This window comes from Geodermatophilus sabuli (genome assembly GCF_900215145.1).
In the GTDB taxonomy this organism is placed as follows: domain Bacteria; phylum Actinomycetota; class Actinomycetes; order Mycobacteriales; family Geodermatophilaceae; genus Geodermatophilus; species Geodermatophilus sabuli.
In genome coordinates, this window is the sequence record NZ_OBDO01000010.1 from 262,743 (window position 1) to 289,055 (window position 26,313).

The 26,313-nt window shown below is 72.5% G+C and carries 23 protein-coding genes; 8 read left to right on the forward strand and 15 right to left on the reverse strand.

Annotation, left to right across the window (positions count from 1 at the left end; translation table 11 throughout):
* Positions 1-43: 43 nt before the first annotated feature.
* Both CRP39_RS21295 and CRP39_RS21300 read right to left on the reverse strand, forming a co-directional pair.
* The gene (locus tag CRP39_RS21295) at positions 44-772 is read right to left on the reverse strand and encodes a DNA-3-methyladenine glycosylase family protein (protein ID WP_245854016.1); all 729 of its coding nucleotides are present in this window, start codon (positions 770-772) and stop codon (positions 44-46) included.
* Positions 773-1,025: 253 nt separating this feature from the next.
* A complete protein-coding gene (locus CRP39_RS21300) occupies positions 1,026-1,796 on the reverse strand; it encodes an SDR family NAD(P)-dependent oxidoreductase (protein ID WP_097208374.1) in 771 nt (256 codons plus the stop codon).
* 108 nt (positions 1,797-1,904) lie between these two features.
* Between CRP39_RS21300 and CRP39_RS21305 the strand changes: the two genes are divergently transcribed.
* Positions 1,905-2,315 (forward strand): bactofilin family protein, encoded by a 411-nt coding sequence (locus CRP39_RS21305; RefSeq protein ID WP_097208375.1) that lies wholly within the window; start codon positions 1,905-1,907, stop codon positions 2,313-2,315.
* Between the two features lie 38 nt (positions 2,316-2,353).
* Here CRP39_RS21305 and CRP39_RS21310 read toward each other — a convergent pair whose 3' ends face one another.
* Both CRP39_RS21310 and CRP39_RS27015 read right to left on the reverse strand, forming a co-directional pair.
* Positions 2,354-3,784: an SGNH/GDSL hydrolase family protein gene (locus CRP39_RS21310; protein WP_172442549.1), complete on the reverse strand. Its 1,431-nt coding sequence runs from the start codon at positions 3,782-3,784 to the stop codon at positions 2,354-2,356.
* A gap of 307 nt (positions 3,785-4,091) precedes the next feature.
* Positions 4,092-5,324, reverse strand: a complete 1,233-nt coding sequence (locus CRP39_RS27015) for a hypothetical protein (RefSeq protein ID WP_172442550.1) — start codon at positions 5,322-5,324, stop codon at positions 4,092-4,094.
* Between the two features lie 434 nt (positions 5,325-5,758).
* On the opposite strand from CRP39_RS27015, the gene CRP39_RS26210 reads away from it, so the two are divergent.
* Complete coding sequence (locus CRP39_RS26210) at positions 5,759-7,060, forward strand: lipopolysaccharide biosynthesis protein (protein ID WP_101811074.1); 1,302 nt, start codon at positions 5,759-5,761, stop codon at positions 7,058-7,060.
* Positions 7,061-7,065: 5 nt separating this feature from the next.
* Entirely contained in the window at positions 7,066-8,061 is a 996-nt protein-coding gene (locus CRP39_RS26215) for a glycosyltransferase family 2 protein (RefSeq protein WP_216359849.1), read from the forward strand.
* Here the strand turns inward: CRP39_RS26215 and CRP39_RS21325 are convergent.
* The 4 genes from CRP39_RS21325 to CRP39_RS21340 all read right to left on the reverse strand — a co-directional run bounded on the left by CRP39_RS21325 (position 7,990) and on the right by CRP39_RS21340 (position 11,555).
* Positions 7,990-8,412, reverse strand: coding sequence for a DUF2304 domain-containing protein (locus tag CRP39_RS21325; RefSeq protein WP_172442551.1), 423 nt, complete (start codon positions 8,410-8,412; stop codon positions 7,990-7,992). The genes CRP39_RS26215 and CRP39_RS21325 overlap by 72 nt on opposite strands.
* Positions 8,409-9,158, reverse strand: a complete 750-nt coding sequence (locus CRP39_RS21330) for a glycosyltransferase family 2 protein (RefSeq protein WP_097208377.1) — start codon at positions 9,156-9,158, stop codon at positions 8,409-8,411. Before CRP39_RS21330 ends, CRP39_RS21325 begins: the two co-directional genes overlap by 4 nt.
* Before the next feature lie 376 nt (positions 9,159-9,534).
* Positions 9,535-10,635 (reverse strand): mannose-1-phosphate guanylyltransferase, encoded by a 1,101-nt coding sequence (locus tag CRP39_RS21335; RefSeq protein ID WP_097208378.1) that lies wholly within the window; start codon positions 10,633-10,635, stop codon positions 9,535-9,537.
* The gene (locus CRP39_RS21340; protein ID WP_097208379.1) at positions 10,635-11,555 is read right to left on the reverse strand and encodes a glycosyltransferase family 2 protein; all 921 of its coding nucleotides are present in this window, start codon (positions 11,553-11,555) and stop codon (positions 10,635-10,637) included. The genes CRP39_RS21335 and CRP39_RS21340 overlap by 1 nt, the downstream gene beginning before the upstream one ends.
* Positions 11,556-11,721: 166 nt before the next feature.
* Here CRP39_RS21340 and glf point away from each other — a divergent pair, with 166 nt between their 5' ends.
* A complete protein-coding gene (glf, locus tag CRP39_RS21345; RefSeq protein WP_097208380.1) occupies positions 11,722-12,909 on the forward strand; it encodes a UDP-galactopyranose mutase in 1,188 nt (395 codons plus the stop codon).
* A gap of 24 nt (positions 12,910-12,933) precedes the next feature.
* Positions 12,934-14,886: a glycosyltransferase gene (locus tag CRP39_RS21350; RefSeq protein ID WP_097208381.1), complete on the forward strand. Its 1,953-nt coding sequence runs from the start codon at positions 12,934-12,936 to the stop codon at positions 14,884-14,886.
* On the opposite strand, the gene glfT1 is transcribed toward CRP39_RS21350, so the two are convergent.
* The 7 genes from glfT1 to rfbB all read right to left on the reverse strand — a co-directional run bounded on the left by glfT1 (position 14,873) and on the right by rfbB (position 23,547).
* Positions 14,873-15,787 (reverse strand): galactofuranosyltransferase GlfT1, encoded by a 915-nt coding sequence (gene glfT1, locus CRP39_RS21355; protein ID WP_097208382.1) that lies wholly within the window; start codon positions 15,785-15,787, stop codon positions 14,873-14,875. The two genes, CRP39_RS21350 and glfT1, sit on opposite strands and share 14 nt — an antisense overlap.
* Positions 15,784-16,545, reverse strand: coding sequence for a galactan export ABC transporter ATP-binding subunit Wzt/RfbE (gene wzt, locus CRP39_RS21360; RefSeq protein WP_097208426.1), 762 nt, complete (start codon positions 16,543-16,545; stop codon positions 15,784-15,786). Before wzt ends, glfT1 begins: the two co-directional genes overlap by 4 nt.
* A gap of 2 nt (positions 16,546-16,547) precedes the next feature.
* Positions 16,548-17,387, reverse strand: coding sequence for a galactan export ABC transporter permease subunit Wzm/RfbD (gene wzm / locus CRP39_RS21365; RefSeq protein ID WP_097208383.1), 840 nt, complete (start codon positions 17,385-17,387; stop codon positions 16,548-16,550).
* Between the two features lie 168 nt (positions 17,388-17,555).
* On the reverse strand, positions 17,556-19,472 hold the full coding sequence (locus CRP39_RS21370) for a SpoIID/LytB domain-containing protein (protein WP_097208384.1): 1,917 nt from the start codon (positions 19,470-19,472) through the stop codon (positions 17,556-17,558).
* A complete protein-coding gene (locus CRP39_RS26480; RefSeq protein WP_143426722.1) occupies positions 19,462-21,438 on the reverse strand; it encodes a peptidoglycan recognition protein family protein in 1,977 nt (658 codons plus the stop codon). Before CRP39_RS26480 ends, CRP39_RS21370 begins: the two co-directional genes overlap by 11 nt.
* Before the next feature lie 238 nt (positions 21,439-21,676).
* Complete coding sequence (gene rfbD, locus CRP39_RS21380) at positions 21,677-22,555, reverse strand: dTDP-4-dehydrorhamnose reductase (RefSeq protein WP_097208427.1); 879 nt, start codon at positions 22,553-22,555, stop codon at positions 21,677-21,679.
* Positions 22,552-23,547 carry a dTDP-glucose 4,6-dehydratase gene (gene rfbB, locus CRP39_RS21385; protein ID WP_097208385.1) on the reverse strand — a complete coding sequence of 332 codons (996 nt, stop codon included), beginning with the start codon at positions 23,545-23,547 and terminating at the stop codon, positions 22,552-22,554. The genes rfbD and rfbB overlap by 4 nt, the downstream gene beginning before the upstream one ends.
* 478 nt (positions 23,548-24,025) lie before the next feature.
* On the opposite strand from rfbB, the gene CRP39_RS21390 reads away from it, so the two are divergent.
* The 3 genes from CRP39_RS21390 to CRP39_RS21400 all read left to right on the forward strand — a co-directional run.
* Positions 24,026-25,387 carry an LCP family protein gene (locus tag CRP39_RS21390; RefSeq protein WP_245854017.1) on the forward strand — a complete coding sequence of 454 codons (1,362 nt, stop codon included), beginning with the start codon at positions 24,026-24,028 and terminating at the stop codon, positions 25,385-25,387.
* Positions 25,387-26,178 (forward strand): TIGR03089 family protein, encoded by a 792-nt coding sequence (locus CRP39_RS21395; RefSeq protein WP_097208387.1) that lies wholly within the window; start codon positions 25,387-25,389, stop codon positions 26,176-26,178. The genes CRP39_RS21390 and CRP39_RS21395 overlap by 1 nt, the downstream gene beginning before the upstream one ends.
* 42 nt (positions 26,179-26,220) lie before the next feature.
* On the forward strand, positions 26,221-26,313 hold a 93-nt coding region (locus CRP39_RS21400), incomplete at its 3' end, for a CoA-transferase (RefSeq protein ID WP_281253798.1).

Here is a 26,313-nt window from a genome sequence, read left to right on the forward strand (position 1 = left end):
ACCGTCCCGTCCGCCCCACCGGTCACTCACGGGGCAGGGCGTCTCAGAGGCGGCGGTGGTTGGTCGGTGCGTTGCGGGGGCCGAACCGGGGCGCCCGAGCGACGCCGCCGGCGAGCAGCAGCCGGACCACCCGCTGCCGCTGGCCGCGCCACGGCTCGAGCAGCGCCATCATCGCGTCGTCGTCGGTGCGGGCGGCGCCGGTGAGCGCGAACCCCACCTGGTTCTTCAGGTGGTAGTCGCCGTAGCTGACCGTGTCGGGACAGCCGAACGCCCGCTGCACCACCTCGGCCGCCGTCCAGACGCCGATGCCCGGCACCACCTGCAGCCGGCGTTGCAGGTCCGCGCAGTCGACCGCCGCCTCCGGTTCCAGTCGGGAGGCGACGCTCGCGACGGCGCGCAGAGCGCGGCGGCGGGCACCGTCGAGGCCGCAGCGGTGCCACTCCCAGTCGGTGACGGCGAGCACCCGCTCCGGGGTCGGGATGACCCGCATGCCCTCGGGCGCGGGCCCCTGCGCGGGGTCACCGGCGAGGCGCAGCAACGCCCGCCACACCCGGTGCGCCTCGACGACGGTGACCTTCTGCTCCAGGACGGCGGGGACCAGGGCGTCCCAGGTGCGGCCGGTGCGGCTCAGCCGCAGCCAGGGCGTCGTGCGGTGCAGCCGGGCGACCAGCGGGTGCCCGCCGGGGTCGAGGTCGCCGGGCCGGTCGTCGGCGCCGAGCCAGCCGGGTACCGCCGAGCCGGCCCGCTCGGCACCCGGGCCCCACGCGGTCACTCGCACCTCCCCGGCGCGGACCGCGATGCGCACCGTCGCCGGCCCGTCCGGCGTGCTGACCGTGCGCCAGGTGCCGTCGTCGGTGTGCCGCAGCGCCGGGTCCCCGCTGCTGCGCTGGTGCGGGAAGAGGGTCCGGCGGACGTCCAGCGGCCAGTCCGGCCGCCAGACGTCGGCGAAGACCGGCGCCTCGAGGGTCGTGCTCAGGTGGTGCTCCCGGGGAAGAGGACCGGCTACCCGAGGACAGCCGGACGGGTCAGCGCGGGGCCATCCGGAGCGCGCCGTCCATCCGGATGACCTCGCCGTTCAGGTAACCGTGCTCGACGATGTCCAGGGCCAGCTCGGCGAAGTCCGACGGGCGGCCCAGGCGCTTGGGGAAGGGTATGCCCGCCGACAGGCTCTGGCGGGCCTCCTCGGGAAGGCTGCCGAGCAGCGGGGTGTCCACCAGGCCGGGGGCGATGGTGCACACCCGGACGCCGACGCCGGAGAGGTCGCGGGCCGCCGGCAGCGTCATGCCGACGATGCCGCCCTTGGACGCCGAGTACGCGATCTGCCCGATCTGCCCGTCGTAGGCAGCGATCGAGGCGGTGTTCACCACGACCCCGCGCTCACCGTCCTCGCCCGGCTCCGTGGCGGCCATCGCCGCGGCGGCCAGGCGCAGCACGTTGAACGTGCCGACCAGGTTGACCATCACGGTGCGGACGAACGGGTCGAAGTCGTGCGGCACGTTGCCCTTGCCGACCGTGCGCTGCGCCCACCCGATGCCCGCACAGTTGACCGCGATCCGCAGTGGCCGGTCCTTGCCCGTCGCCTCGGCGACGGCGGCCTCCACCGACGCCGGGTCGGTCACGTCGGTGCGGACGTAGGTGGTGTGCCCGCCCAGCTCGGCGGCCAGCTCCTTCCCGCGGTCCTCCTGGATGTCGAGGATGGTCACGGCCGCACCGCGGGCGGCGAGCGCGCGGGTGGTGGCCTCCCCCAGCCCGGAGGCACCTCCGGAGACGACAGCGGCGACGTCGAAGTCCTTCATGGCCCCGGACACTAACCGGGCGGAGCGCCTGCGGTCTGCCGCGCGCCCGGTCCGGCCGCGGGCGTCCCCGTACCCTGCGGGAGGTATCTCCGAGAGAAGAGGCAGGGCATGTTCGAGACGCTGACCGGTGACGTCCAGGGACCGCTCGACGTGACAGGCCTCGTCAGGATCGACGGCACGCTGCACGGCGGTGCCGTGGTGACCGGCCGGCTCGAGCTCAAGGGCACCTGCAACGGACCGATCGAGGTCCGCCTGGACGGGCAGGCCGACGTCTCCGCCGTCGTGCACGGTGACGTGCACGCCCGCGGCGGGCAGCTGCGCTTCCGCGGGATCCTCGACGGGCGCCTGGGGGTCAAGGACGCCGATGTCGCGTTCGCGGTGGGATCGGTGCTCAACGGCCGGCGGCTGGAGGCCGACGGCTCGTTCAGCGAGCTGGAGGGCCCAGGTGAGTTCCGCATCCCTGAGGACGCCCAGCTGCTGCGCCCCAACGAGAACGGCAACTGGACGCCGGCCGGGTGAGCGCCCGCACTCGAGGACGACGCCGGGTGCCGCGAGCGCTACGCGGGGTCGCAGGCCAGTGCGGTGTCCCCGGGGTTGCCGAAGTGGAACGTCGTCACCGACGTGATCGGCAACCCGGGACCACCCGTGAGTGGGGTCGGCGTGTTGGCGAGGAACCACTGGGCCGTGGCGGGGCGGAAGACGCCGAGCCGGTCTGAACCGTCGGTGTCGGACCACCCCCACGCACCGACGAGCCCCTGGTCCCCGGGATCCCCGAAGGGCACCGACGTGACCGGAGCGACGGAAGAGCTCCCGGGGTCGGCCAGATAGAAGGTCGAGTTGGTGGGGCGGTGGACGGCCAGCGTCGTGCCGTGACCCGCCGCCGAGAACACGAGGCCGCGGTCGCCGCGGTCGCCGAAGACGAGGGCACCGACGTCCGGCGCCCCGTCTGCACTGGGTACCCGCTCGAAGAACGTGGCCTGTGACGGACGGTGGATGAAGACGGTCCGACCCGCCGGGGTGGCCCGAGGAGCGTTCTGCACCAGCTGGTCCCCGGGGTTGCCGAACGGGATGGCCTCCACCTGGCCGCCGCCGTCGACGGCAGTCGACGCTGCGTACAGCGTTCCGGTGGAGGGGCGGTAGACGGCTGGCACGCAGTCGCCCGCAGCGTTCGGCATCAGCGTGGGGACGTCGGCGGCGTCGCCGAAGGCCACCTCGGTGACCCGTCCGATGCGCCCTCCTTGGGTGCTGGCGAGGTAGAAGTACCGAGCTCCGTACAGCCCCACACGGGAGACCCCGATGACGGCGGCAGCGCTGGAGTCCACCCTCCCGGTCGTCCGTCCGACCTCGTCCGGAGCCGCCTGCCTGATCGCCGCCGCGATGGCGTAGCCGATCTCCAGCTGACCCGTCGGCGTGGGGTGCACCCGGTCAGCGCTCAGCTCGTAGCGGATCTGCGACCCGTCGACATACCGGGCCCCTGCGGCCTCCACGGCCTGCCGCACCAGCGGCTGGTTGCCGCGGAGGTTCGGGTACTCGGCCGCGAAGACCCCGGGTCCCGGGTCGAAGGTGCCGATGACCGTGATCGTCGCCAGCGGGGCTTGCGTCCGGATCAGGGCGAGGGTGCGGCTCACGGCCGCCGCCACGTCCACCGGCTGGTGGGCGATGTCGTTGAAGCCGCCCTGTACGACCACCTGGGTGACCCAGGACGGGAGCGGCTGTGCCGCGAGCGCCGCCTCGTACGGTCCCCCGACCCCCGGGTTGACGTAGCCGGCTCCGGGATGAGAGCGCACCGTGGCGAGCGTCCAGCCCAACTCCAGCGCGGTGTAGTGCTGCCAGGCGTGACTGGCCTTCGCACCGAAGCCGGCGGCGTAGGAGTCGCCGATGACGGCGACGGACGCCACGGGCTGGGGAGTGATGTCCCCCCGCACGTGACCACCCGCCAGTGCGATCAACGCGAAGAAGGCAGCGATGGTCTTGGCGCCGACTGTCACTGTTCGTCCCCCGAGTGGCTGTGCGTCCGCGCCCGGCCCGGCCTTGCTGGCCCACCCATGGCGGCGCGCGACGTGCATGTGCGAACCGGAGCGGTTCTGCAACCCGGCCGGTTCCTGATCGTAGGAGCCGGGGTGGATCCGGCACCGGACTCCCGGTACGCGTGTGACCCCGTGGAAGATGTGTGGCACGAGAAACGACCGGACCCTCGTCCGGACCAGTGGTCCGGACGAGGGTCCGGTCGTTCAGTGCGGTGGTGCGGTGCCGGCCTCAGCCCCGAGGGGTGGGACCGACCTCCTCAGCGAGGAGTCAGCGACGGACGCCGAAGCCGTCGCCACCGATCTCGGTCGACTCGTCCCACAGGGTGTCGGCGTCGTCGACCACCGGGTCGCCGTCGGCGTCGACGATCGTGGTCACGGGCTTGCCGTAGGCGTCGACCGGCTCGACGGCCAGTCGGGCGACGAAGACGGTGTCGGTCGGCTCGCCGTAGAACATGACCGACTCGGTCTTCGGGTTCTTGCCGGCCAGCGCCGTCTTCGAGATCTCGCTGGACAGGTGGTACTCGAGCCCGCGACGGATGGCCAGCTGGTCACCGGCGGTCGCCGACGCGGCCGGCTTGGCCGAGTCGTCCTTGGTCTCGGCCTTGGGCTGGGTGGCCCAGTTGCCGATCAGGACGCTGTCCGCGTCGCGAGCGTCGCCGAAGTAGAACTCGTAGTCGGCCTTGCCGGTCGACAGGGAGTTCTTGACGAAGAAGTGGTTGCCACGCTGGATCATCAGCGTGTCACCCTTGGCAGGCGTCGGCGGGATGTCGGCCGGGACCGGGTCCGTACCGTCGATGTCGTCGAAGTCGCCGTCCTTGTTGTTGTCCACGCCGGTACCCGGCTGACGGTCGCCGGCGTCGGTGAAGTCACCGTCCTCGTCGTCGTCGAAGCCCTCGTCGTCAACCCGGGAGATGTCGGGCGCGAAGCCCGGGGCGCCCGGGTCGTCGTAGTCGCCGTCGTCGTTGTAGTCCTCACCGTCGAACTCGGTGTCGTCGACGACGCCGTCCCAGTTGCCGACGTGGACCTTGTCGCCCTTGTCGCCGAAGTAGAACTCGGCGTCGGCCTTGCCGCTCTTCGTGTTGTCGTTCTTGACGAGGAACTGGTTGCCGCGGCGGATGGCGAGGGTGTCGACGCCGTTACCGTCCCAGTCGCCGATCAGGACGTCGTCGCCCGGGTTGCCGTAGTAGAAGGTGTTGTTGGTGAGGTTCGGGTTACCGTCCGTGGCGTCCTGCGGCACGATGAACGCGTTGCCGCGCCGGACCATCGGCTGGTCCTCGCCGTGGCCGTACCAGTCACCGTAGTAGACCTCGTCGTCGGCGTTGCCGAAGGCGTAGACCTTGTCAGCCTGGCCGGTCGGGTTCACCGCACCGCTCAGGAAGTAGACGCTGCCCTTGCCGCCAACCTCATGGCCCTGGGCGGCGGCCGGCGAGATCGCGGCAGCGGCCAGGCCGACCGACAGCCCCGCGGTCAGGATGCCGACCGAAAGTGCACGCTTGCTCATGGATCCTCCATCAGTCGCGCCCCGTGTTGGGCGACTGACAGAAAGTTAGCAGTCGGCGAGCGGCTGGCAAGGACGTCGAACGGCAATTTCCGGCGTCATGTCGCCATGTCGTCGTGAGCACTTGATGCCCGACACGAGTCGGAAAGCACCAACACGGGTGACACTCGCCAGAGCGCCTGTCGACTCCTCGTCACTCTCCGACATCCGAAACCACTCCAGTGACCTAACAGGGCTCCCGGGGGCCTTCCGAGGCCCCGACGGGCGACCCGACCGAAAAATCCCGCCGTCGTCACATGAGTCACACCCGGCCCCATCCACCCCGTGTGTGTCGTCACAGGCGCCCCATCCGTTCCCGAGGACCGCCCGACGAGCTCCGATCGCCCGCCCTAGGGTGGTCACCGAGCGCCATCCGGCGCGTGCAGAGGGGGAATCGGGTGGCGAGCCAGCTCTCCGCCGTCGCCCGTCAGGTCGGTCCGGTGGCGATCGGTCTCGGCGTGCTGGGTCTGGCGTCCTTCGCCTTCCTCTCCGTCAGCGGCCGGGCGCTCGGGCCGGCCGAGCTGGCACCACTCGGCACGCTCTGGGTGCTCATCAACGCCCTGGGCCCGGCGCTCTTCCAGCCCCTCGAGCAGGAGGTGGGCCGTGCCGTCGCCTCCCGCGCCGCGCACGGGCAGGGCGCGCGTCCGGTCTTCCTGCGCGCGTGCGCGCTCGCGGGAGGGCTGATCGTCCTGGCGGCCGTCGTCCTGTTCGCCGCCCGGGAACCGCTGGCGGACGAGGTCTTCGCCGGGCAGGACGTCCTCGTCCTCGCCCTCTTCCTGGGTCTGCTGGGCCTCGGGGCCGAGCACCTCACCCGCGGTGCGTTCGCCGGCGGCGGCGCCTTCCCCCGCTACGGCGCACAGCTGGGCATCGACGGGGTGCTGCGCATCGGCAGCGCCGCCGTCCTCGCGGTCGTCGGTGTGACCACCGCCGGCTGGTACGGCGTCTTCCTGGGTCTCGCGCCGATCGCCGCCGTCCTGCTGACCGCCGGCTGGCTGGGGCCGGCCAACCAGCCGGGGCCCCACCACTCCTGGGGCGAGCTCACCCACGCCGTCGGCTGGCTGACCCTCGGTGCCCTGGCCAGCCAGTTCGTCATCAACGCCGCCCCCGTCGCGGCCAACCTGCTCGCCGGGGCCGACGAGCAGGCCCGCGCGGGCATCTTCATCAGCGTCCTGGTGCTGACCCGCGTGCCGCTGTTCCTCTTCGCCGCCATCCAGGCGTCGTTCCTGCCCGGCATGGCGGCGCTCGCGGCCGAGGGGGACACCGCCGGGTTCCGCCGCCGCCTGAACCTCATCGCCGGTGCGGTGACCGCCCTCGGGATCGCCGGCATGCTGGTCATCCTCGCCGTCGGCCCCTGGCTCGTGCAGTTGGTCTACGGCCCCGAGTACGTCACCACCCGCACCGACCTGTGGCCGTTGGCCGCCGCCAGCGGCCTGTTCATGCTCGCCTCGGTGCTGGCCCAGGCGCTGGTCTCCGTGCGCGGCTACCGCGCCTCGGTCCTCGGCTGGCTCGCCGGCACCGCGACCTTCCTGCTCGGCCTGCTCGTCCCGTTCCGCCTGGAGCAGCGGGTCGGGTTCGCCTTCCTCGCCGGCAGCGCCGTCGCCGCGCTCGTCCTGGCGATCGCCATGCGCCACCGCCTGCGCGCCCCGCTGGTCCCGGCACCAGCGGCGCCCGTACGAAGAGAGGACATCCCCTGGACCTGACCGCGGTGGTGCTCGCCTACGGCGAGCAGCCCTACATCCACGACGTCGTCGACCGGATCCTCGCCTCGACCGGGGTGTCGGTGCACGTGGTCGTCGTCGACAACGGCTGCACCAGCCCCTCGCTGGAGCCGCTGCGCGAGCGGCCCGGCGTCACCCTGCTCGAGCCGGGTACCAACACCGGCTTCACGGGCGGCTGCAACCTCGGCGCCGCCGCGACCGACTCGGAGTACCTGGCGTTCGTGAACTCCGACGCGCTGGTCGAGCCCGACGCCCTGGCCGAGCTCACGAAGGTCGCGGCCCGCCCGGAGGTCGGCATCGCGAGCGCCAGCCTGCGCCTGGCCGAGACGCCGGAGCTGCTCAACTCCGCCGGCAACCCGGTGCACGTCCTCGGCCTGTCCTGGTCCGGGCACCTCGGCGAGCCGGCCGCGCAGTTCCCCGTCGAGCGGTCCGTCACCAGCGCCACGGGCGCGGCCTTCGCGGTGCGCCGGGAGGTGTGGAAGGCCCTCGGGGGCTTCACCGAGCGGTTCTTCGCCTACTCCGAGGACGCCGACCTGTCGCTGCGCTGCTGGCAGCAGGGCTGGGACGTGCGCTACGTGCCGGCGGCGGTCGTCGCCCACCACTACGAGTTCAGCCGCAACACGGCGAAGTTCTACCTGCTGGAGCGCAACCGGCTGGCCATGGTGCTGACCGTCTACGAGGGCCGCACCCTGGCGCTGCTCTCCCCCGCGCTGCTCGCCTTCGAGCTGGCGATGCTGGCGGTCGCCGTCGTCAACGGCTGGCTACCGGCCAAGCTGCGGGGCTACCGGTGGCTGCTGACCGAGCGGCGCTGGCTGGGCGAGCACCGCCGGGCGGTCCAGGGCGCCCGCCGGCGCCGGGACCGGGAGCTGGCCGAGCTGCTCACCGCACGCTTCGACCAGTCCGTCCTGCCACTACCGCGTGGCGGCGGCTTCCTGAACACGGTCATGAGCGGCTACTGGGGCCTGGTCCGCCGCCTGCTGTGAGCGGGCCTGCACCGCCTCGACGTGCCGCAGCGCGGCGTCGGCGAGGGCGACCTGGCGGGCCAGCTGGACCAGCCGTGCCTCCTGCTCGCGGAACCGGACGCTCGTGCTCCCGACCAGGTAGATGATCACCAGGGCGAGGGCGTAGAGCAGCAGGTCGGTGCCACGGGTGACGCCGGTCCAGTCCGCCAGCGCCTGCAGGGTGTCGGGGAACAGGACCGCGAGGACGCCGGCGACGATGGTCAGGACGGCGAGGATCTTCCGCCGGGCCTGCCCGCGGATCGAGGTGCGTGAGCGGAGCGAGCTCACCACGGCGAACACGAGCGCCGGGACGAGCAGCAGCTGGATGATCACTTGCGGCCCCAGTTCGTGACGCGGTGCGCGGCCACCTCGGCGAGGATGTTCACGCTGTTGAGCAGCGGCTGCCCCTTCGACCGCGAGTAGTCCGTGTACAGGATGTGCACGGGGTGCTCGACGATCCGGTACTCGGGGCGGGTGAGGTACCGCTCGAGCTCCGAGGCGTAGGCCATGCCGGCGTAGGAGAGCCGGATGTCGGCGGCGACGTGGCGGGCCACGATGCGCAGCCCGTTGTGCGCGTCGGTCAGCCGGGTGCCGCCACCGCGATTGAGCAGCTTGGCCGCCGTCCGCAGGATCACCCGGCGCAGGGGGCTCATCTGGGTCGGCCCGTTCCCCTCGAGGAACCGGGAGCCCATGACGACGTCGTAGCCCTCGCGGATCTTCTCGATCATGCTGAGCAGGTCGGCGAGCTGGTGCTGCCCGTCGGCGTCGAAGCAGGCGATGTAGCGGGCGTCGGTGAGCATCAGCGCGGCCTCGAAGCCGGTCTGCAGCGCGCCACCGGCACCCAGGTTGATCGGGTGGCTGACCCGGAAGGCGCCGGCCTTGTCGATCTCCGCGGCCGAGGCGTCGGTGCTCGCGTCGTCCACGGCGATGACCGACAGCCCGGCACCGACCAGTTCGGCGATGACGCCGCCGACGACGGGGGCCTCGTTGTAGACCCGGACGACGACGACGGTGTCCTCCCACGACGGGTGTGCCCGGTTCGGCGCCGCCACCGTCTGGGTGCCCAGGGACGAGTTCATCTCCTGGGATGCTAAGCGCGCACCCACCGGACCGTCCACACGGAGAGCAACCGAGTCGTACGTCACTGTCATCGTCTTCGTCTCTCCAGGGCATCTCGACCGCGGCTCCGGCGCGCTCACCGGGAGGCGCACGCGGGACGGCCGGACGGGGCGACGCGCGACCAGGGGGTCAACGCCGCGGCGTCGGCCACACTTCCCGTCGAGCCGCGTCGATCGCGGCTCCCCGTCCCGGACAGCCTCGCGTAACGGACCGGTCCGGTCGGCCCGACGCACCGGCGCCGGGTGCGCGGAGCGCCCCGTCCCGCAACTCGAGTCCCACGCGTCCCACGGGTCGCGCCCCCGCTCACCGGCGGGGACGCCGCGGCGCGCCCGTGGGTCAGGAGAAGCGCGGACCGTGCCGCCGCTCGACCTCCGCGAGCAGCTGCTTGACCCGCTCGGCGTCCGTCATGGGGCAGACCATGGTGACGTCGGCGGTGTGCACGACCACGCTGTCCCGGACGCCGATCAGCGCGACCAGGTGGCCCGGGTCGTCGCTGAACACGACGTTGCCGGCGCTGTCGGCGAGCAAGGTCAGCCCGCGCAGCGCGTTGCCCGCGTCGTCGCCCTCCAGCGTGCCGGCCAGGGCCGGCCACGACCCGACGTCCAGCCAGTCCACGTCGAGGTCGACGACCAGCACGCGGCCCGGTTCGGTGGCCGCCGGTTCCAGCACGGCGTAGTCGACGCTGATCTTCGGCAGCGAGGGGAAGACCTCGGCCAGGACGGCGTCCCGCTCCGGTCCGACCGGGACGGCCACCACCCGCTCCAGCCCGGCCGCGGACTCGGGCAGGTGCTCGGCCAGCGCGTCGAGCACCGTCTGCGCCCGCCACACGAACATGCCCGAGTTCCAGAGGTACTCCCCCGACGCCAGGTACGCCTCGGCGGTCGCGCGGTCCGGCTTCTCCCGGAACGAGGCCGCCTCGGCGGCGCCGGGCACCTCGGTCGGCGCGCCGCGCTGGACGTACCCGAAGCCGGTCGCCGGGGCCGTGGGCGTGATGCCCAGGGTGACCAGCGCGCGCGGCCGGGCGGCGAGGACGTCGTAGGCGGTGCCCAGCGCGGCCGCGAACCGCTCGACCGGGCGGATGACGTGGTCGGCGCTCACGACGGCGAGCTCGGCGTCGGGGTCGACGTCGGCCACGAGGGCGGCCGCCAGCCCCACCGCGTTGGCGGTGTCGCGCGCCGTGGGCTCCAGGATCAGCCGGTCGGCACCCAGCTCGGGCAGCACGGCCCGCACCTGCTCGCCGTACCGGGCCGCGGTGCAGACCCAGATCCGCTCGGCCGGCAGCACCGCACGCAGCCGGGTGAACGCCTCGGCGAGCAGGCTGTGCGCACCGCCGTCCGCGTCGGCGACGACGTCCAGCAGCTGCTTGGGGCGGGCGGCCCGCGACAGCGGCCACAGCCGCGTCCCCGAACCGCCCGCCATGATCACCGCGTGCCGCATCAGCTCTCCCCCGTTCCACCCACGTCGTCGGCCCGCCGCTGGAACCGGGCGCCGGCGGCCACCCGGCCGTTGACGTAGGAGACCAGCATCCGGGCGCCCAGCCCGCCGCGCAGGGCCAGCCGCAGCGGCGCGTTCCGCCGTCCCGGGTGCTGGCCGGACAGGTAGCGCAGGGCACTGGTGTGGTGCACCCGCTGCATGCGATGCGGCTCCCGCCGGGTGGAGTGGCCGCCCTCGTGCACCACCACGGCCGACGGCGCGTAGACGTTCAGCCAGCCCGCGCGACCCAGCCGCTCGGCGAGGTCGACGTCCTCGAAGTACATGAAGTAGCCGGGGTCGAAGCCGCCGACCGACCAGAAGGCGGCGAGGTCGACCAGCAGGCAGGAGCCCGACAGCCAGCCGGCCGGGCGCTCCCGCGGGGCCTCGCGCTCGCGGCGGTACCGCGCCGTCCAGGGGTTGGCCGGCCAGGCCCAGCCCAGCAGCGCGTGCCCGGCACCCGTGGACAGCTGCGGCAGGTCGCGGGCCGAGGGGTAGAGCTCGCCCTCCGGCGTGCGGATCGCCGGGCCGACCGTCGCCGCGCGGGGCCACCGGGCCGCCACGGCGAGCAGCTCGTCGATCGAGCCGGGGTGGAACCGGAGGTCGGGGTTGGCCACCACGGCGTGCCCCTCGGTCAGTCCGGCCAGCCCGGCGTTGACCGCGGCGCCGTAGCCGATGTTCCCGCCGGTGCGCAGCAGGCGGACGTGCGGGTACCGGGCCGCCGCCCGCTCGGGGACGCCGTCGGTGGAGCCGTTGTCGGCCAGCACGACCTCGACCGGCCGGGTGGTGGCCTGCGCCAGGGACTCGAGGAAGCCGTCGAGGGCCTCACCGGGTGAGTAGGTCACGGCGACCACCCGTAGTGGCGTCGTCTCCCGCTGCTCCGGCACGGGGCCACCCTAAGCGCCGGCCGATCCGGGCCCGAGCCCGCCGCAGGGCCGCCGCACGTCGCGTCCGGACGCGGTCTCCCCGGGCGCCTGGGGCGCGTGGTGCCCCGGTGACCGGATGGCCGCCGCCGACGGGCCGGTCGGTCACAGGACGGTATCGTCGCGAGGCGTGACTTCAGCCAGACCTGACCTCGTCGTCGTGGGCTCCGGCTTCTTCGGACTGACCGTCGCCGAGCGGGTGGCGAGTCAGCTGGACAAGCGCGTGCTCGTCATCGACCGCCGCGACCACATCGGCGGCAACGCCTACTCCGCGCCCGAGCCCGAGACCGGCATCGAGGTGCACGTGTACGGCGCGCACCTGTTCCACACCTCGAACGAGCGCGTGTGGGAGTACGTGAACCAGTTCACCGAGTTCACGAACTACCAGCACCGCGTGTTCAGCATCTTCAAGGGGCAGACCTACTCGCTGCCGATGAACCTGGCCACCATCTGCCAGTACTTCGGCAAGAGCTTCTCCCCCGAGGAGGCCCGCGCCCTGGTCGCGGAGCAGGCCGCCGAGTTCGACACCGCCGAGGCCGCGAACCTCGAGGAGAAGGCGATCTCGCTGATCGGCCGCCCGCTCTACGAGGCGTTCATCCGCGGGTACACGAAGAAGCAGTGGCAGACCGACCCGACCGAGCTGCCCGCCGCGGTCATCGCCCGCCTGCCGGTGCGCTACACCTTCGACAACCGGTACTTCAACGACACCTACGAGGGTCTGCCCAAGGACGGTTACACCGCCTGGCTGACCCGGATGGCCGAGCACCCGAACATCGAGGTGCGGCTGGACACCGACTACTTCGCGGTGCGCGACGAGCTGCCGCAGGACGTGCCTACCGTCTTCACCGGCCCGATCGACAAGTACTTCGACTACGAGGCCGGCGAGCTGGGCTGGCGGACGCTGGACTTCGAGACCGAGGTCCTGCCGATCGGCGACTTCCAGGGGACGTCGGTCATGAACTACGCCGACGAGGACGTGCCCTTCACCCGGATCCACGAGTTCCGGCACTTCCACCCCGAGCGCGACTACCCCCAGGACAAGACCGTCGTCGTGCGCGAGTACTCCCGCTTCGCGCAGACCGGCGACGAGCCGTACTACCCGATCAACACACCCGAGGACCGCGCCAAGCTGGAGCGCTACCGCGAGCTGGCCAAGAAGGAGGCCGCGGACAAGCGGGTTCTCTTCGGCGGCCGGCTGGGCACGTACAAGTACCTGGACATGCACATGGCGATCGGGTCGGCGCTGAGCATGTTCGACAACCGCATCCGCCCCTTCTTCGACCAGGGCGAGTCGCTCGACGGCCGCCTCGACGACTGACCCCCCGCGAGGACTGACGCACCGATGACCACGATCACCTCCCCGGTGTCACCCGAGCGCGTCACCGACGCCTCCGCCGCCGACCTCGCGACCGGCAAGGCCGTGACGTTGCTGCAGCGGGTGCTGCTCCCGCGCTCCGGCGACCCGTTGAAGGTCCGCGCCCTCTACGTCGACGAGAGCGGGGCCGGCACCAAGCGGGTCACGTCCCGTTCCCGGTCGGAGGCCAGCGTCGCCCCCGGGAACGAGGTCTCCTTCGCCACGTACTTCAACGCCTTCCCGGCCAGCTACTGGCGGCGGTGGACCGTGCTGCAGACGGTGGTGCTGGGCATGCGGGTCTCCGGCCCGGGCCGGATCGACGTCTACCGGTCCAAGGCCGACGGCAGCATCATCCACGTCACCGGGGCCACGACCTCCGGCGACGAGCGGGTGCTGGAGTTCGAGCTGGACCTCACCCCGTTCGAGGACGGTGGCTGGTACTGGTTCGACGTCACCGCCGACGACGCCCCGCTCGTCGTGCACGAGGCGTCGTGGTCGGCCGCGCAGGCCCCGCAGCAGGACACCCGCCTGTCGATCGGCATCTGCACCTACAACCGGCCGACCGACTGCGTCGCGGCGCTGGCCGCACTCGCCGACGACCCCGTCGTCGCCGGTGTCATCTCGAAGGTGATCGTCGCCGACCAGGGCAACAAGAAGGTGCGCGACGACGCCGGCTTCGCCGCGGCGTCCGCCGGGCTGGGCGACAAGCTGATGCTGGTCGAGCAGGGCAACCTCGGCGGCAGCGGCGGCTTCTCGCGGACGATGTACGAGATGCTCGAGAACACCGACGCGACGCACCACATCCTGCTCGACGACGACGTCCAGCTGGAGCCCGACAGCATCGCCCGGGCGTACGCCTTCGCCCGCTTCACCAAGGCGCCGATGCTGGTCGGCGGCCAGATGCTGGCCCTGCAGGATCGCTCGGTTCTGCACACCATGGGCGAGGTCGTCGCGCGGGAGAAGTTCTTCTGGCGGGCCGCCCCCAACACCGAGTACGCCCACGACTTCGCCAAGGAGAGCCTGCGCGAGTCACCGGACCTGCACCGCCGCATCGACGTCGACTACACCGGCTGGTGGATGTGCCTCATCCCCCGCCAGGCGATCGAGCAGCTGGGACTGGCGCTGCCGCTGTTCATCAAGTGGGACGACGCCGAGTACGGCATCCGCGCCGGTGAGCACGGCTTCCCCACCGCGACCCTGCCCGGCGTCGCCGTCTGGCACCTGTCGTGGAGCGACAAGGACGACACGGCCGGGTGGCAGGCGTACTTCCACACCCGCAACCGGCTGGTAGCGGCCGCGCTGCACACCCCTTACAAGCGGGGTGGCCGGCTGCTCCTGGACACCTTCAAGTTCGACCTGAAGTTCCTGATCATGCTGCAGTACGCCACGGCGGCGCTGCACCACCGCGCCTACGAGGACTTCCTCGCCGGGCCGGAGCGGCTGTTCCCGATCCTGCCGACCGCGCTGCCCACGGCGCTGGAGCACCAGGGCGACTACCCCGACGGCCGGGTCGTGGGGTCCTCGTCGGACCTGCCGCTGCCGTCGATGGGGGCCATCAAGGCGGAGAAGTTCATGAAGCCGCCGACGACGCCGCTCACCATCGGCCGCACGCTGCTCGCCGCCCTCGTGCACAACCTGCGTCCGCCGAAGGCGGACACCGCCGAGCGCCCGGAGATCAACATCAGCGCTCAGGACGCCCGCTGGTTCCTGCTGTCGCGGCTGGACAGCGCCACCGTCGGTACCGCCGACGGGCGTGGGGTCACCTTCCGGCGGCGCGAGCCGGACACCTTCTGGCGGATGCTGAACCACTCGGCGCGGGTGCACGTGCGGCTGCTGCGGGAGTTCCCCAAGCTGAAGAAGCAGTACCGCGAGCACATGCAGCAGCTCACCTCGCCGGAGAGCTGGCGGCAGGCCTTCAACGGGGAGCTCAGGGGCGAGTGAACCGCTCCCGCCGCCCGGCCCGGGTGAGGCGCAGCCACTCGCGCCAGGCACCCGGGTCGCGGCGGTGGACCAGGAAGAAGTAGCCGAAGCGCACCCACTCCAGCGGGAGCAGCCAGCGCATGCCCGGCTGCGCCATGAGGTAGCCGCGGTTGCGGTAGGTGAAGTAGCGCTTGACCTCGTTGGCCGGGTACTGCGCCGACAGCCGCCCGCCGAGGATCGGCTCGAACTCCGTCGTGCCCTCGGGGTGCAGGTACGCCGCCCCGGGGCAGGTGCCGAACGGCAGCCCGGACCGCACCAGCCGGCGGTGGATCTCGGTCTCGTCGCCCCGGAAGAACAGCCGGTAGTCCGGCACGCCGACGACGTCGAGGGCCTCGGCGCGGAACAGCGCGCCGTTGAACAGCGACGCGTAACCGGGCAGCAGGTCCAGGTGCGCGAAGTCGCTGCGCCGGCGCCGCCAGCGCAGCCCGCGGCGCAGCGGGAAGGCCAGCCGGTCGGGGTCGGCCATGTCGGTGACCAGCGGGGAGACCTCGGCCAGCCCGTGCCGCCGGGCACTGGCCAGGAGGGTCTCCAGGACGCGCTCGTCGGCGGGACGGCCGTCGTCGTCGGCGCACCACACCCAGTCGGCGCCCGACGCCAGCGCCGTCAGCATGCCCAGCGCGAAGCCACCGGCGCCGCCCAGGTTGCGGTCGCTCGGCAGGTACGTCACCGGCAGGCCGCTGCCCCGGACGACGTCCTCGGCGGACTGGTCGGGGCCGTTGTCCACCACGACGACGGCGTCCACGGGGCGGGACTGCCCCGCGATCGCGGCCAGGCTCTGCGCCAGCTGCTCCCGCCGGTGCCGGGTGACGACGACCGCGACGACGCGCTCCCCGTCCGGGACGTCCGCTGGACTGCCGGTCACGCCGCCTGGCCCTTGTAGGCCCGCAGGACCTCCTCCAGCTCGCCCTGCATCTTCACCCGCCCGTGCTCCATCCAGATGGCGGTGTCGCACAGCTCGCGGAGGAACTCGTCGGAGTGCGAGGCGAAGACCAGCAGGCCGGACCGGTCGACCAGGTCCGACAGGCGCTTCTTGGACTTCTCCAGGAACGCGGCGTCGACCGCCCCGATGCCCTCGTCGAGCAGCAGGATCTCCGGGTCGATGCTGGTGACCACCCCGAGCGCGAGGCGGACCCGCATGCCCGTCGAGTAGGTGCGCAGCGGCATCCGGAGGAAGTCACCGAGCTCGGTGAAGTCCGCGATGTCGTCGATCCGCTGTTCCATCTGCTTGCGGCTCATGCCCAGGAACAGCCCGCGGATCATGATGTTGTCCAGGCCCGAGATCTCCGGGTCCATGCCGACCCCGAGGTCGAAGATCGGCGCCACCCGGCCGGAGATCTCCGCGACGCCGCGGGTGGGCTCGTAGATGCCGGACAGCAGCCGCAGCAGCGTCGTCTTCCCGGCACCGTTGTGCCCGACCAGCGCCACCCGGGCGCCGTGCTCGAGGTGCAGCGTGACGTCGGTCAGCGCCTCGATGATCGGCACCTTGCTGGTGCTGGCGATGTTGCCCCCGACGAGGCCTATGACCGTCTTCTTCAGCGACCGGCTCTTGGCGTCGAAGATCGGGAAGTCGACGCAGGCGTCCTTGGTCGTGATGCTGACGCGGCGGGTCGGTTCGGACACGTTCACACCCAATACGAGACGCGGGACCGGTACCGGCGGACGACGAACAGCGTCACGAGCCAGCCGATCACCGTGATGGCGAGGACGACGACCCAGTACCGCAGCTGCTGGTCCTGGCCCAGCAGCGGGCGCCGGACGATCTCGACGAAGTGCAGGAACGGGTTCAGCTCCGCCAGCCGCGCACGCTCGGCGATCGTGGGGTTGGCCGAGTTCAGGAAGTCCTCGTAGATCCAGACGATCGGCGTCAGGAAGAACATCAACTGCACGATGCTCTGGGTGATCGGGTTCAGGTCGCGGAACCGCGTCGTGATGATGCCCAGGAGCAACGCGACCCAGACGCCGTTGACCATCAGCAGCGCGACGGCCGGGACGACGTACACCACCGTCCAGTGCAGCGGCTGGGGGAAGATCACCAGCATGATCAGGTAGACGATCATGTTGTGCGCGAACAGCAGCGTCTGCCGCCAGACCAGTCGGTAGACGTGCACGCTCAGCGGCGACGGCAGGTGCTTGATCAGCCCCTCGTTGGCGATGAAGACGTCGGCGCCCTCGAGGATGCAGCCGCTGATGAAGCCCCAGACGATGAAGCCGACCAGGATGTAGGGCAACTGGACCGCCAGGTCGTTGCCGAACAGCCCGGCGTAGAGGATCCCCAGAGCGATGGCGGTGACCGCCATGCTGATGGTGATCCAGATGGGGCCGAGCACCGAGCGTCGGTACCGCTGCTTGATGTCCTGCCAGCCGAGGTGCCCCCACAGCTGCCGCTGCCCCCAGCCGCCGGCGAGGTCCTCGGCGGTCCGGGACCACGAGCGGGGGTCCGAGCGGGGCGGTGCAGTTGACACGTGGGAGAACGGTACCCGTCCCGGCGCTGCGCTTCGGGACGAGGAAGGGAGAACCCGGCACGACGGGCACACCCTGCCCAGCGGTCCCACGACCACCAGTCGCCCCGGCCGGGGACGCGAGCGGGGCGGGGCGCCGATCGGCTCCCCCGCCCCGCTGTCCTCCCGCCCTCAGTACGCCCGGGCGACCCCCACCACGTCACCGGCGCGCGCCGTCCAGCGGCCGGGCAACGGCCGGTCCCCGACGGCCCCGAACGGGACGACGGCGTCGGCCGCGCCCACCCGGTTGCTGTTGCGCAGGTAGAAGGCGTCCGTCCGGTAGACCCCGATGGTGTCGGTGCCGTCGGCGTCCCAGTCCCCCACCGTCGGCTGGTCGGTCGCCGCCCCGTAGGGCACCACCGCGTCCGCCACCGGCCGCAGGTTGCTGTTGGCCAGGTAGTAGGTGCCCCGCCGCCACACCCCGACGGTGTCGAACGGATCGCCGTCCCAGTTGCCGACCACCAGCACGTCGCCCCGCTCACCGAACCAGAACGACCCGTCGGCCACCCCGGTGGTGTTGCTGTTGCGGAGGAACACCAGGCCCGATCGGTACACCCCGACGGTGTCCGTGCCGTTGCCGTCCCAGTCGCCGCAGACCGGCTGGTCCCCTGCCTGCCCGAAGCCGAACGTGGCCTCGGCCCGACCGGATCCGGCCGCGTTGGTGATGTGGAAGACACCGGTCCGGAAGATGCCCAGCGTGTCGACCCCGTCGCCGTCCCAGTCGCAGGACACCGGGACGTCGCCGGGCTGGCCGAACAGGACCTCCTGGGCCGACGCCCCGACGACGTTGCCCGACCCGCGGTAGACGACGGGCTGCACGGGCACCGGCACGGGCGCCGCCACGCCGGTGATGGTGAACCAGTCCGACTTCAGGCCCAGCTTGGTACGGACCGTGGCGCCGGTCGCGGTCACCGTCTTCGCGGTACCGATGATCTGGACCTGGGTGACCCGCCCGCCGTCGGCCCCCAGGCCGTTGCGCGCACTGACCCGGATGTCGGTCAGCGTGCCCACGCCGAAGGCGTCGGCGATCGTCGTGGCGGGAACGGCCTGCGCCCAGTTGTGGTGCGGAGAGGCGACGTCGCCGTCGTCCCGGATCGCCGGGAACACACCCCCCGCCGTCCAGCCACCGGTGGAGGAGCTGAACTCGGCGCGGACGATGCTCCCGGCCCCGTTGCGGAGCACCACCCCGGCGGTGGCGGCGATCGCGGCATCCGTCCGCCGGTCCTCGAGGGTGTTGTAGTTGGTCCCGGCCCCCAGGTAGACCTGGCACGACGTGGTGTCACATGTCTTCGCCCACGTGGAGCGGCCCTCGGCCCAGGCGTAGGAGCGAGCCGCCACGGACTGCGCCTTGAGCGCCTCCAGGCCCTTGCCGCCGGCGGCGTCGCCCCAGGACGCCGGGGACTCCCGCGGGACCACGCCGCGCAGGTAGTCCTCCATCCAGATGCTGTTGACGGTGTGCTGGGCGTTCGTGGCCCAGAGCACCGACAGCTCCCCCCGGTACTGCTTGGTGCCCGCCGGCGTGCAGAGGCTCAACATCGCGCGCAGGTCGTTGCCCGGCTCCACCGAGGAGACGACGCGCGAGTGGGGGATCGTCGTCGTCCAGACCGCGGGGCTGGCGCAGCCGTAGCTGGTGGAGAGCACGAAGGAGCCGTCCGCCTGGGCCCGTACCCGGGCCGCCGAGCCGGCGCTCACCGGGATGCCACCCACGGTGAAGTCACGACCGGAGGTCACGACCAGGTCGTCCCCCTCCTGGTCCATGAGCTGGACGGTGATGACGCCGTTGGCCTGCCCGGACTGCGTCGTCCCGCCGTAGTAGTGCGACAGGATCTGCGTGTAGGGCCAGCCGTGCTGGGTCGCGTAGCCGTAGGCGCCCCACTGCCCCAGGCCACGGCCGTGCCCCCAGCCGTGGCCGGTGAACTGGACGTCGCCGGTGATGGCCGCATCGGCAGCCGGTGCCGGAGCGACCAGCAGACCGGCGGCCACCAGGCCGGCACCGGCCAGGGCGGCCGTCGCCCACCGACGGGCGCGCCCGCGCAGGTCAGTACCCACGGGAGACCCCCAGGGTGTCGGTGCCGTTGCCGTCCCAGTCGCCGAGCAGTGCCACGTCAGCGACGTCGCCGTACAGGACCGTCACGTCGGTCGAGCCGCGGGTGAGGCTGTTGGTCAGGTAGAACGTCGTGCCGCGGTGGACCCCGATGGAGTCGCGGCCGGTGCCGCTCCAGTCGCCGCTGACGATGCGGTCGGTGCCGGCGCCGAAGGGCACCTGTCCGTTGGCCACCGGCCGCAGGTTGCTGTTGGTCCAGAAGAAGACGTTGCGCTGGTAGACGCCGACGGTGTCGAAGGGGTCACCGTCCCAGTTGCCCACGACCGGCTGCGCGTCGACGTTGCCGAACGCGAAGGCGCCCTGCGCCGGGCCCGTCGAGTTGGCGTTGCGCAGGTAGAACCAGCCGGCGCGCCACACACCGATGCTGTCCCTGCCGTCGCCGTCCCAGTCACCGCAGAGCGGCTTGTCGTTCGGGTTGCCGAACCAGAAGTCGGCCACCGGCGCGGCGTCCTGGGCGTTGGAGTCGAACAGGAAGAAGCGGCCCTTGCGGAAGACCCCGACGGTCGTGGTGCCGTCGCCGTTCCAGTCGCAGGCCAGCGGCTTGTCGCCGCGGTCGCCACGGGTCAGCTGGACGTCCGCCGGCCCGGGGGTGTTGGTGTTGCGCAGGAGGCTCTGCGCGGCGATCGGCCCACCGCCGGGCACCCACTTGGCGGCGACCATGGAGCGGATGTCGTTCATCCGGCTGTAGGCGTACTGGCCGGGGCAGGCGGTGGCCCCGACGTCGCGGTGGGCGAAGACCGTCGGCAGCTTCACCGCCACGCCGGCGGCGTACTTGGCCGTGCCACCGCCGCCCGAGGTGAGGGTGGTGGTCCCGCGCGGGTCGACGCCGTACAGGGACAGCTTCCAGGCGACGACGGCGGAGACCATCTCGAGCATCACCGTCGGCGGCGCGACGACGTCGTAGTTGCCGAGCATCGAGACACCGAAGGTGCCGGTGTTGAACCCACCGGCGTGCGCGCCGACGACGGTGCTCGCCAGGCCACCGGCCCGGCCCTCCCAGGCGCGGCCGAACTTGTCGACGACGACGTTGTAGCCGATGTCGCCCCACCCGCGGCTGACCGCGTGGTAGGCGTACATCGAGCGCATGATCTGCGGGACGTCGGCGGCGGCGTAGTTGTTGCCGTCGGCCGTGTGGTGGATGGTCGCGGCCTTGATCGTCGGGGCGTACTCCGGGTCCCAACCCATCAGACCCTCGTCGGCGCCCCACTGCGCGCGGGAGAAGATGGCCGGCATCGTCGCGGCCGCGTTCGCCTGGTCGGTGATCTCGGGCTTGCCCGGGGTGGCGTCGGCCGCGCTCTTGCCGGGGTCGATCAGCTGCATCTGGACGTCCTGCGGCGTGCTGCCGTCCGCCGCCTGGACCACGACCTCGACGCCGCGCGCGGAGCCGGTCCACACCGGGGCGGTGCCTCCGCGGACGTCGGCCCCGGCGGGCGCGGTCCCCGCCTCCTGCTCGACGTCGTCCTCCTCGACGGTGGTCCACGCCCCCCAACCACCCGAGGCCTTCCTCACCCGGAGCTGGACGGTCACCCCGGTCACCGACTCGTCCTCGGCCCACGTGACACCGACCGCCGAGAACGGCTCGGTGTCCGGCTGGGCGACGGTGAGCGCGGGCACGCCGTCGATCTCCTTGCCGGAGCTGGCGACCTCGTCACCGGCGGCCGTCGTCGCCGGCTCGGGCGGCAGCCCGGCGGACGGGGCGTCGACCGGTGCCGCGGGGCCCGCGTCGACGACAGCACCGTCGGCGGTCACGACGGCGGCGTCCGCGGGCGCCTCGACCGACCCCAGGTCAACCGCCTCGATGGAGGGCGCGACCGGCTCGGCGTCAGGCGCGGGAGCTGCGTAGACGGGCAGGACGAGGACGGTCCCGGTGAGGACGAGGAAGGCGGACGAGGCGATGAGTGTGCGGCGCACGAACTGGTTCCTCCGTTGGGCGAGCGGGAGCCCGGTGACACGGCGAGACGGACCCGTACCGCAGCTTCATCGTCAGGAGGGGACTACAGCTTGAGGCGCGCCGCTCACCGACGGTGATTGTCGCGAAGAGGAAACCACCGCTCTCGGCGGCTTCACCAGCCTCTGTGACCTTCGGACGCTCGATCCGCCCCTCGGGTCACCCGTGCACCAGCAGTCACCGGAGGGGCACGCCCCGGCGTCACCAGGAGCGCAGGGCCTCCGCCAGCGCCGTCCGCCACGCCCGCGGCGCCGGCAGCCCCGCGGCGCTCCAGGCGCCGGTGTCGAGCACCGAGTACGCCGGCCGGGGGGCCGGCCGCGGGAAGGCGTCGGTGGTGGTGGGCAGGACCCGGTCGGGATCAGCCCCCCGCTCCTCGAAGACCGCCCGCGCCACCTCCCACCAGCTCGCGGCGCCGGTGTTGGTGTAGTGCAGGACCGGTGGCGCCGGCTCCTCCCGGGAACCGAGTGCCACCAGGCCACGGGCCAGGTCCAGGGACCAGGTCGGGGAGCCCACCTGGTCGGTCACGACCGACACCGTCGGCCGCTCGCGCTCCAGGCGGAGCATCGTGCGGACGAAGTTGCCGCCGTGCTCCCCGTAGACCCAGGCGGTGCGCACCGTCGTGGCGTCCCCACCGGCCGCGGCGACCGCCCGCTCGCCGGCGGCCTTGGTGCGGCCGTACACCGAGCGGGGGGCGGTGGGCGCGTCGACCGGATAGGGCTCGGTGGCCGAACCGTCGAAGACGTAGTCGGTGGAGACGTGCACCAGGCGCCCGGCACCGGCCATCTCCTGGGCGAGCCACCCCGGCGCGTCGCCGTTCACCCGCTGGGCCGTGCCCTCGTCGGTCTCGGCGTCGTCGACCGCGGTGTAGGCGGCGGCGTTGAGCAGGACGGCGCGCTCCCCGCGGTCCCGCACACCGGCGAGCCAGTCGCGGAGGCAGCCGCGCACCGCCCCCTCGTCGGTGAGGTCGACCTCCGCGCGGCCGACGGCGGTGACCCGGTCCCCCGGCCGGCCGGCCAGGACGTCGAGCAGGTCGTGCCCCACCTGGCCGCGGGCGCCGGTCACCAGCCAGGAGGTCGTCATGCCCGGGCCGTGGCCGCCGCGGCCTTGAGCGGCCCCCACCAGGCCCGGTTGTCCCGGTACCACTGCACGGTGAGGGCCAGCCCGTCCTCGAAGGTCATGCGGGGCGCGTAGCCGAGCGCGGCGGTCTTGGAGTAGTCGACGGAGTAGCGCAGGTCGTGGCCGCCGCCGCGCGGGTCGACGATGTGTTGCACGGAGCTCCAGTCGCGGCCCGTCGCCTCCAGCAGCTTCTCGGTCAGCTCCCGGTTGGACAGCTCGCGGCCGCCCCCGATGTTGTAGAACTCGCCGGGCAGCCCCTTCTCCACCACCAGCTGGATCCCGCGGCAGTGGTCGTCGACGAACAGCCAGTCGCGGACGTTGGCGCCCTCCCCGTACAGCGGCACCTTCTCCCCGTCGAGCAGGTTGGTCACGAACAGCGGGATGACCTTCTCCGGGAAGTGGTACGGCCCGTAGTTGTTGCTGCACCGGGTGATGGAGATGTTCAGCCCGTAGGTCTTGGCGTACGCCCGGGCGATGAGGTCACTGCCGGCCTTGGCCGCCGAGTAGGGCGAGTTCGGCTCGAGGATGTGGTCCTCCGTCCAGGAGCCCTCGTCGATCGAGCCGTACACCTCGTCGGTGGAGACGTGCAGCACGCGGCCCACGCCGTGCCGCAGGCACGCCTCGAACACCTGCTGGGCACCCAGCACGTTGGTGAGGACGAAGTCGGCCGCGCCGGTGATGGAGCGGTCGACGTGGGACTCGGCGGCGAAGTTCACGACGACGTCGACGCCGGGGAGCGCGGCGTCCAGGTCCGCCGGGACGCAGATGTCACCCCGGACGAAGCGGTACCGCGGATCGTCGGCGACCGGGGCGAGGTTCGCCAGGTTCCCGGCGTACGTCAGCTTGTCGAAGACGACGACCTCGGCGTCCTCGAACCCGGGGTACCCGCCGCTCAGCATGGTCCGGACGTAGTGGGAGCCGATGAACCCGGCACCGCCAGTGACCAAGATGCGCACGCGTTGACCCCTCGTTCCCGCCGGGCAGACCCCGGCACTCGGCTCCAGTCTCCCGCATCGGGATCGCACCCCGGAGTGCAGCGTGTGACCCGTGCGCCCGGTGAGCCCGGGAGGGGCCAGGTGGGCGGACGGGTCCGTGTCGGAGGGCTCCGCAGCTCTCCCGGCGCAACTAGCATCGCCGCCACGGACGTCCGGCCAGCGGACGCCGGCGCCCGTCGGCGCACCCGGTCGAGGCCGGGCTCCCGTCCCCGCACCGATGTGAGGATCGAATCCCGTGAGCGACGAGCGGAACAAGGACGCCGGCCGGGGTGGCCGTCCGCTACCCGCGCGACTCGATCCGCGCAGCGGACGCCCGCCGCGCACGAGGGCGACCCCTCCCCCGGTCTCGGATGCGGCGGCCGAACAGGGTCCGGCCCCCCGGTCCGGCGCGGCGCGCGGACGAAGCCGCCTGGTCGTCGCCACCCGCGTGGTCGCCGCCGTGCTCGCGGTCGTCATCCTCGCGGCCAGCGGGTGGGGCTGGTACCTCGGCCAGGTGGCCGACGCCAGCGTCAACCGCACCGACGCCATCCCCAGCGACGGCAACTCCGACAGCGCCGATGTCCACGAGGCCATGAACCTCCTGCTGGTCGGCAGCGACAGCCGCAGCCGGCTGACCCCGGAGCAGCTCGGGCAGCTCACCGCCGGTGAGGACGCCGGCCTCAACACCGACACGATGATCCTGGTGCACGTCCCGGCCGACGGCTCCAAGGCGTCGTTCGTCTCCTTCCCCCGCGACTCCTACGTGCAGATCCCCGGCCACGGCTGGGACAAGCTCAACGCCGCATACGCCGTCGGCTACTACGGGCTGCCCGACGGCACCGACGAGGCCGCCCGGCAGGCCGCCGGCGCCCAGTTGCTCATCCAGACCGTCAGCGGCGTCAGCGGTCTGCAGATCGACCACTACGCCGAGGTGGACCTGCTCGGCTTCTTCCAGCTGTCCAGCGTGATCGGCGGCGTGGAGGTCAACCTGTGCACCCCCGTGCGGGACAGCTACTCGGGCGTCAACCTGCCCGCGGGCGTCCAGACGATCAGCGGTGAGCAGGCCCTGGCCTTCGTCCGTCAGCGGCACGGCCTCCCCCGCGGCGACTTCGACCGGATCGTCCGCCAGCAGACGTTCATCGCCGGGATGATCCGCAAGATGCTGTCGGACAACGTGCTCCTCGACCTGGGCAAGCAGCGGCAGCTCGTGGAGGCGGCCGCCGGCTCGCTGACCGTCGACGAGAGCCTGGACCTGTTCGGCCTGGCCACGCAGCTGCAGTCGGTCACCGCCGGCAGCATCCAGTTCCAGACCGTCCCGTACGTCGGAGACGACCGGGACGACCAGGGCCGGTCGATCATCCGGCTGGCCGACGAGGACACCCTCCAGGACTTCTTCGTCCAGCTGTCGGCCGAGCCCGCCGCTCCCGGGGACGAGCCCGCGGCGCCGCAGCCGGTCGCCCCGTCGGCCGTCACGGTCAGCGTCCTCAACGGCTCCGGCGTGCCCGGGCTGGCCGCCGACGCGGCGGCCGAGCTGACCGCCGGCGGGTTCGTCGTGGGCAGCACGGGCAACGCCGACTCCGCGGACCACGACCGGACCGTCGTCCGGTACGCCTCCGGCGACGAGGGTCTCGCCGCCACGGTCGCCGCCGCCATCCCCGGCGCGGTCACCGAGGTCGGCGAGGACGCCGTCTCCGGGACCGTCCAGCTAGTCCTCGGCGCCGACTTCAACGGCGTGGGCCAGGCCGTCGACCCCGCCGCGCCCGCTGCGCCGGTGGAGGGCGAGGACGCCCGCACCGCCGCGGACACCGGCTGCATCAACTGATGGCCGACACCCCCGCCGACCTGCTGGCCGCCCGGCTGCGACGGGACGCGGCCGCGCCGCTGGTCACGTACTACGACGACACCACCGGCGAGCGGGTGGAGCTCTCCGGCGCGACGCTGGCCAACTGGGTGGCCAAGACGGCGAACCTGCTGCAGGACGAGTTCGACGTCACCGCCGGCAGCACGGTGGCGCTCGCGCTGCCGGTGCACTGGCAGACCGCGGCGGCGCTGCTGGCGGTGTGGAGCTGCGGTGCCACGGTGCTCGACACCGCGGCCGAGGACGACGGCCGGCTGGACGGCGCCGACGTCGTCCTGGCCGCGCAGGACCGGCTGGCGCCGCTCGAGGAGCAGGACCTCCCGGAGCTGCTGGGCCTGTCGCTGCACCCGCTGGGCCTCGGCATGACCGGCTACTCCGGGCCGGCCCGCGACTTCGCGCTCGAGGTGCGCGCGCACGGCGACGTCTTCTCGCCCTGGCAGCAGCCCGACCCGGGCGCACCGGGGCTGGCCCTCGGCGGGCTCGAGCTCACCCTCGGCGGCCTCGTCGACACCGCGCGGGAGCTAGCCGGTCGCCTGGAGCTCGCCGCCGGTGACCGCGTGCTCGTCGACGAGCGCACCGCCGAGGAGGCCGGCCCGGTGGCCTGGCTGCTCACCCCCCTGGCCGCTGGCGCCTCGATCGTGCTGGTCCACTCCCCCGTGGCCGGGACGCTGCCCGCCCGTGCGGCCGCCGAACGGGTGACGGCTACGCTCGGCTGCACGATCGAGGGCATCCGCGAGCTGGGCCGCCCCGCCTGACACAGGAGCACCCAGCCGCCCGGAACGGACGGTGGTTGCTGCATGGACAAGGTGGTGGACAGTGCTGCCGCGGCGGTGGCCGACGTGCCCGATGGCGCGGTGCTGGGGGTGGGCGGGTTCGGGTTGTGTGGCGTG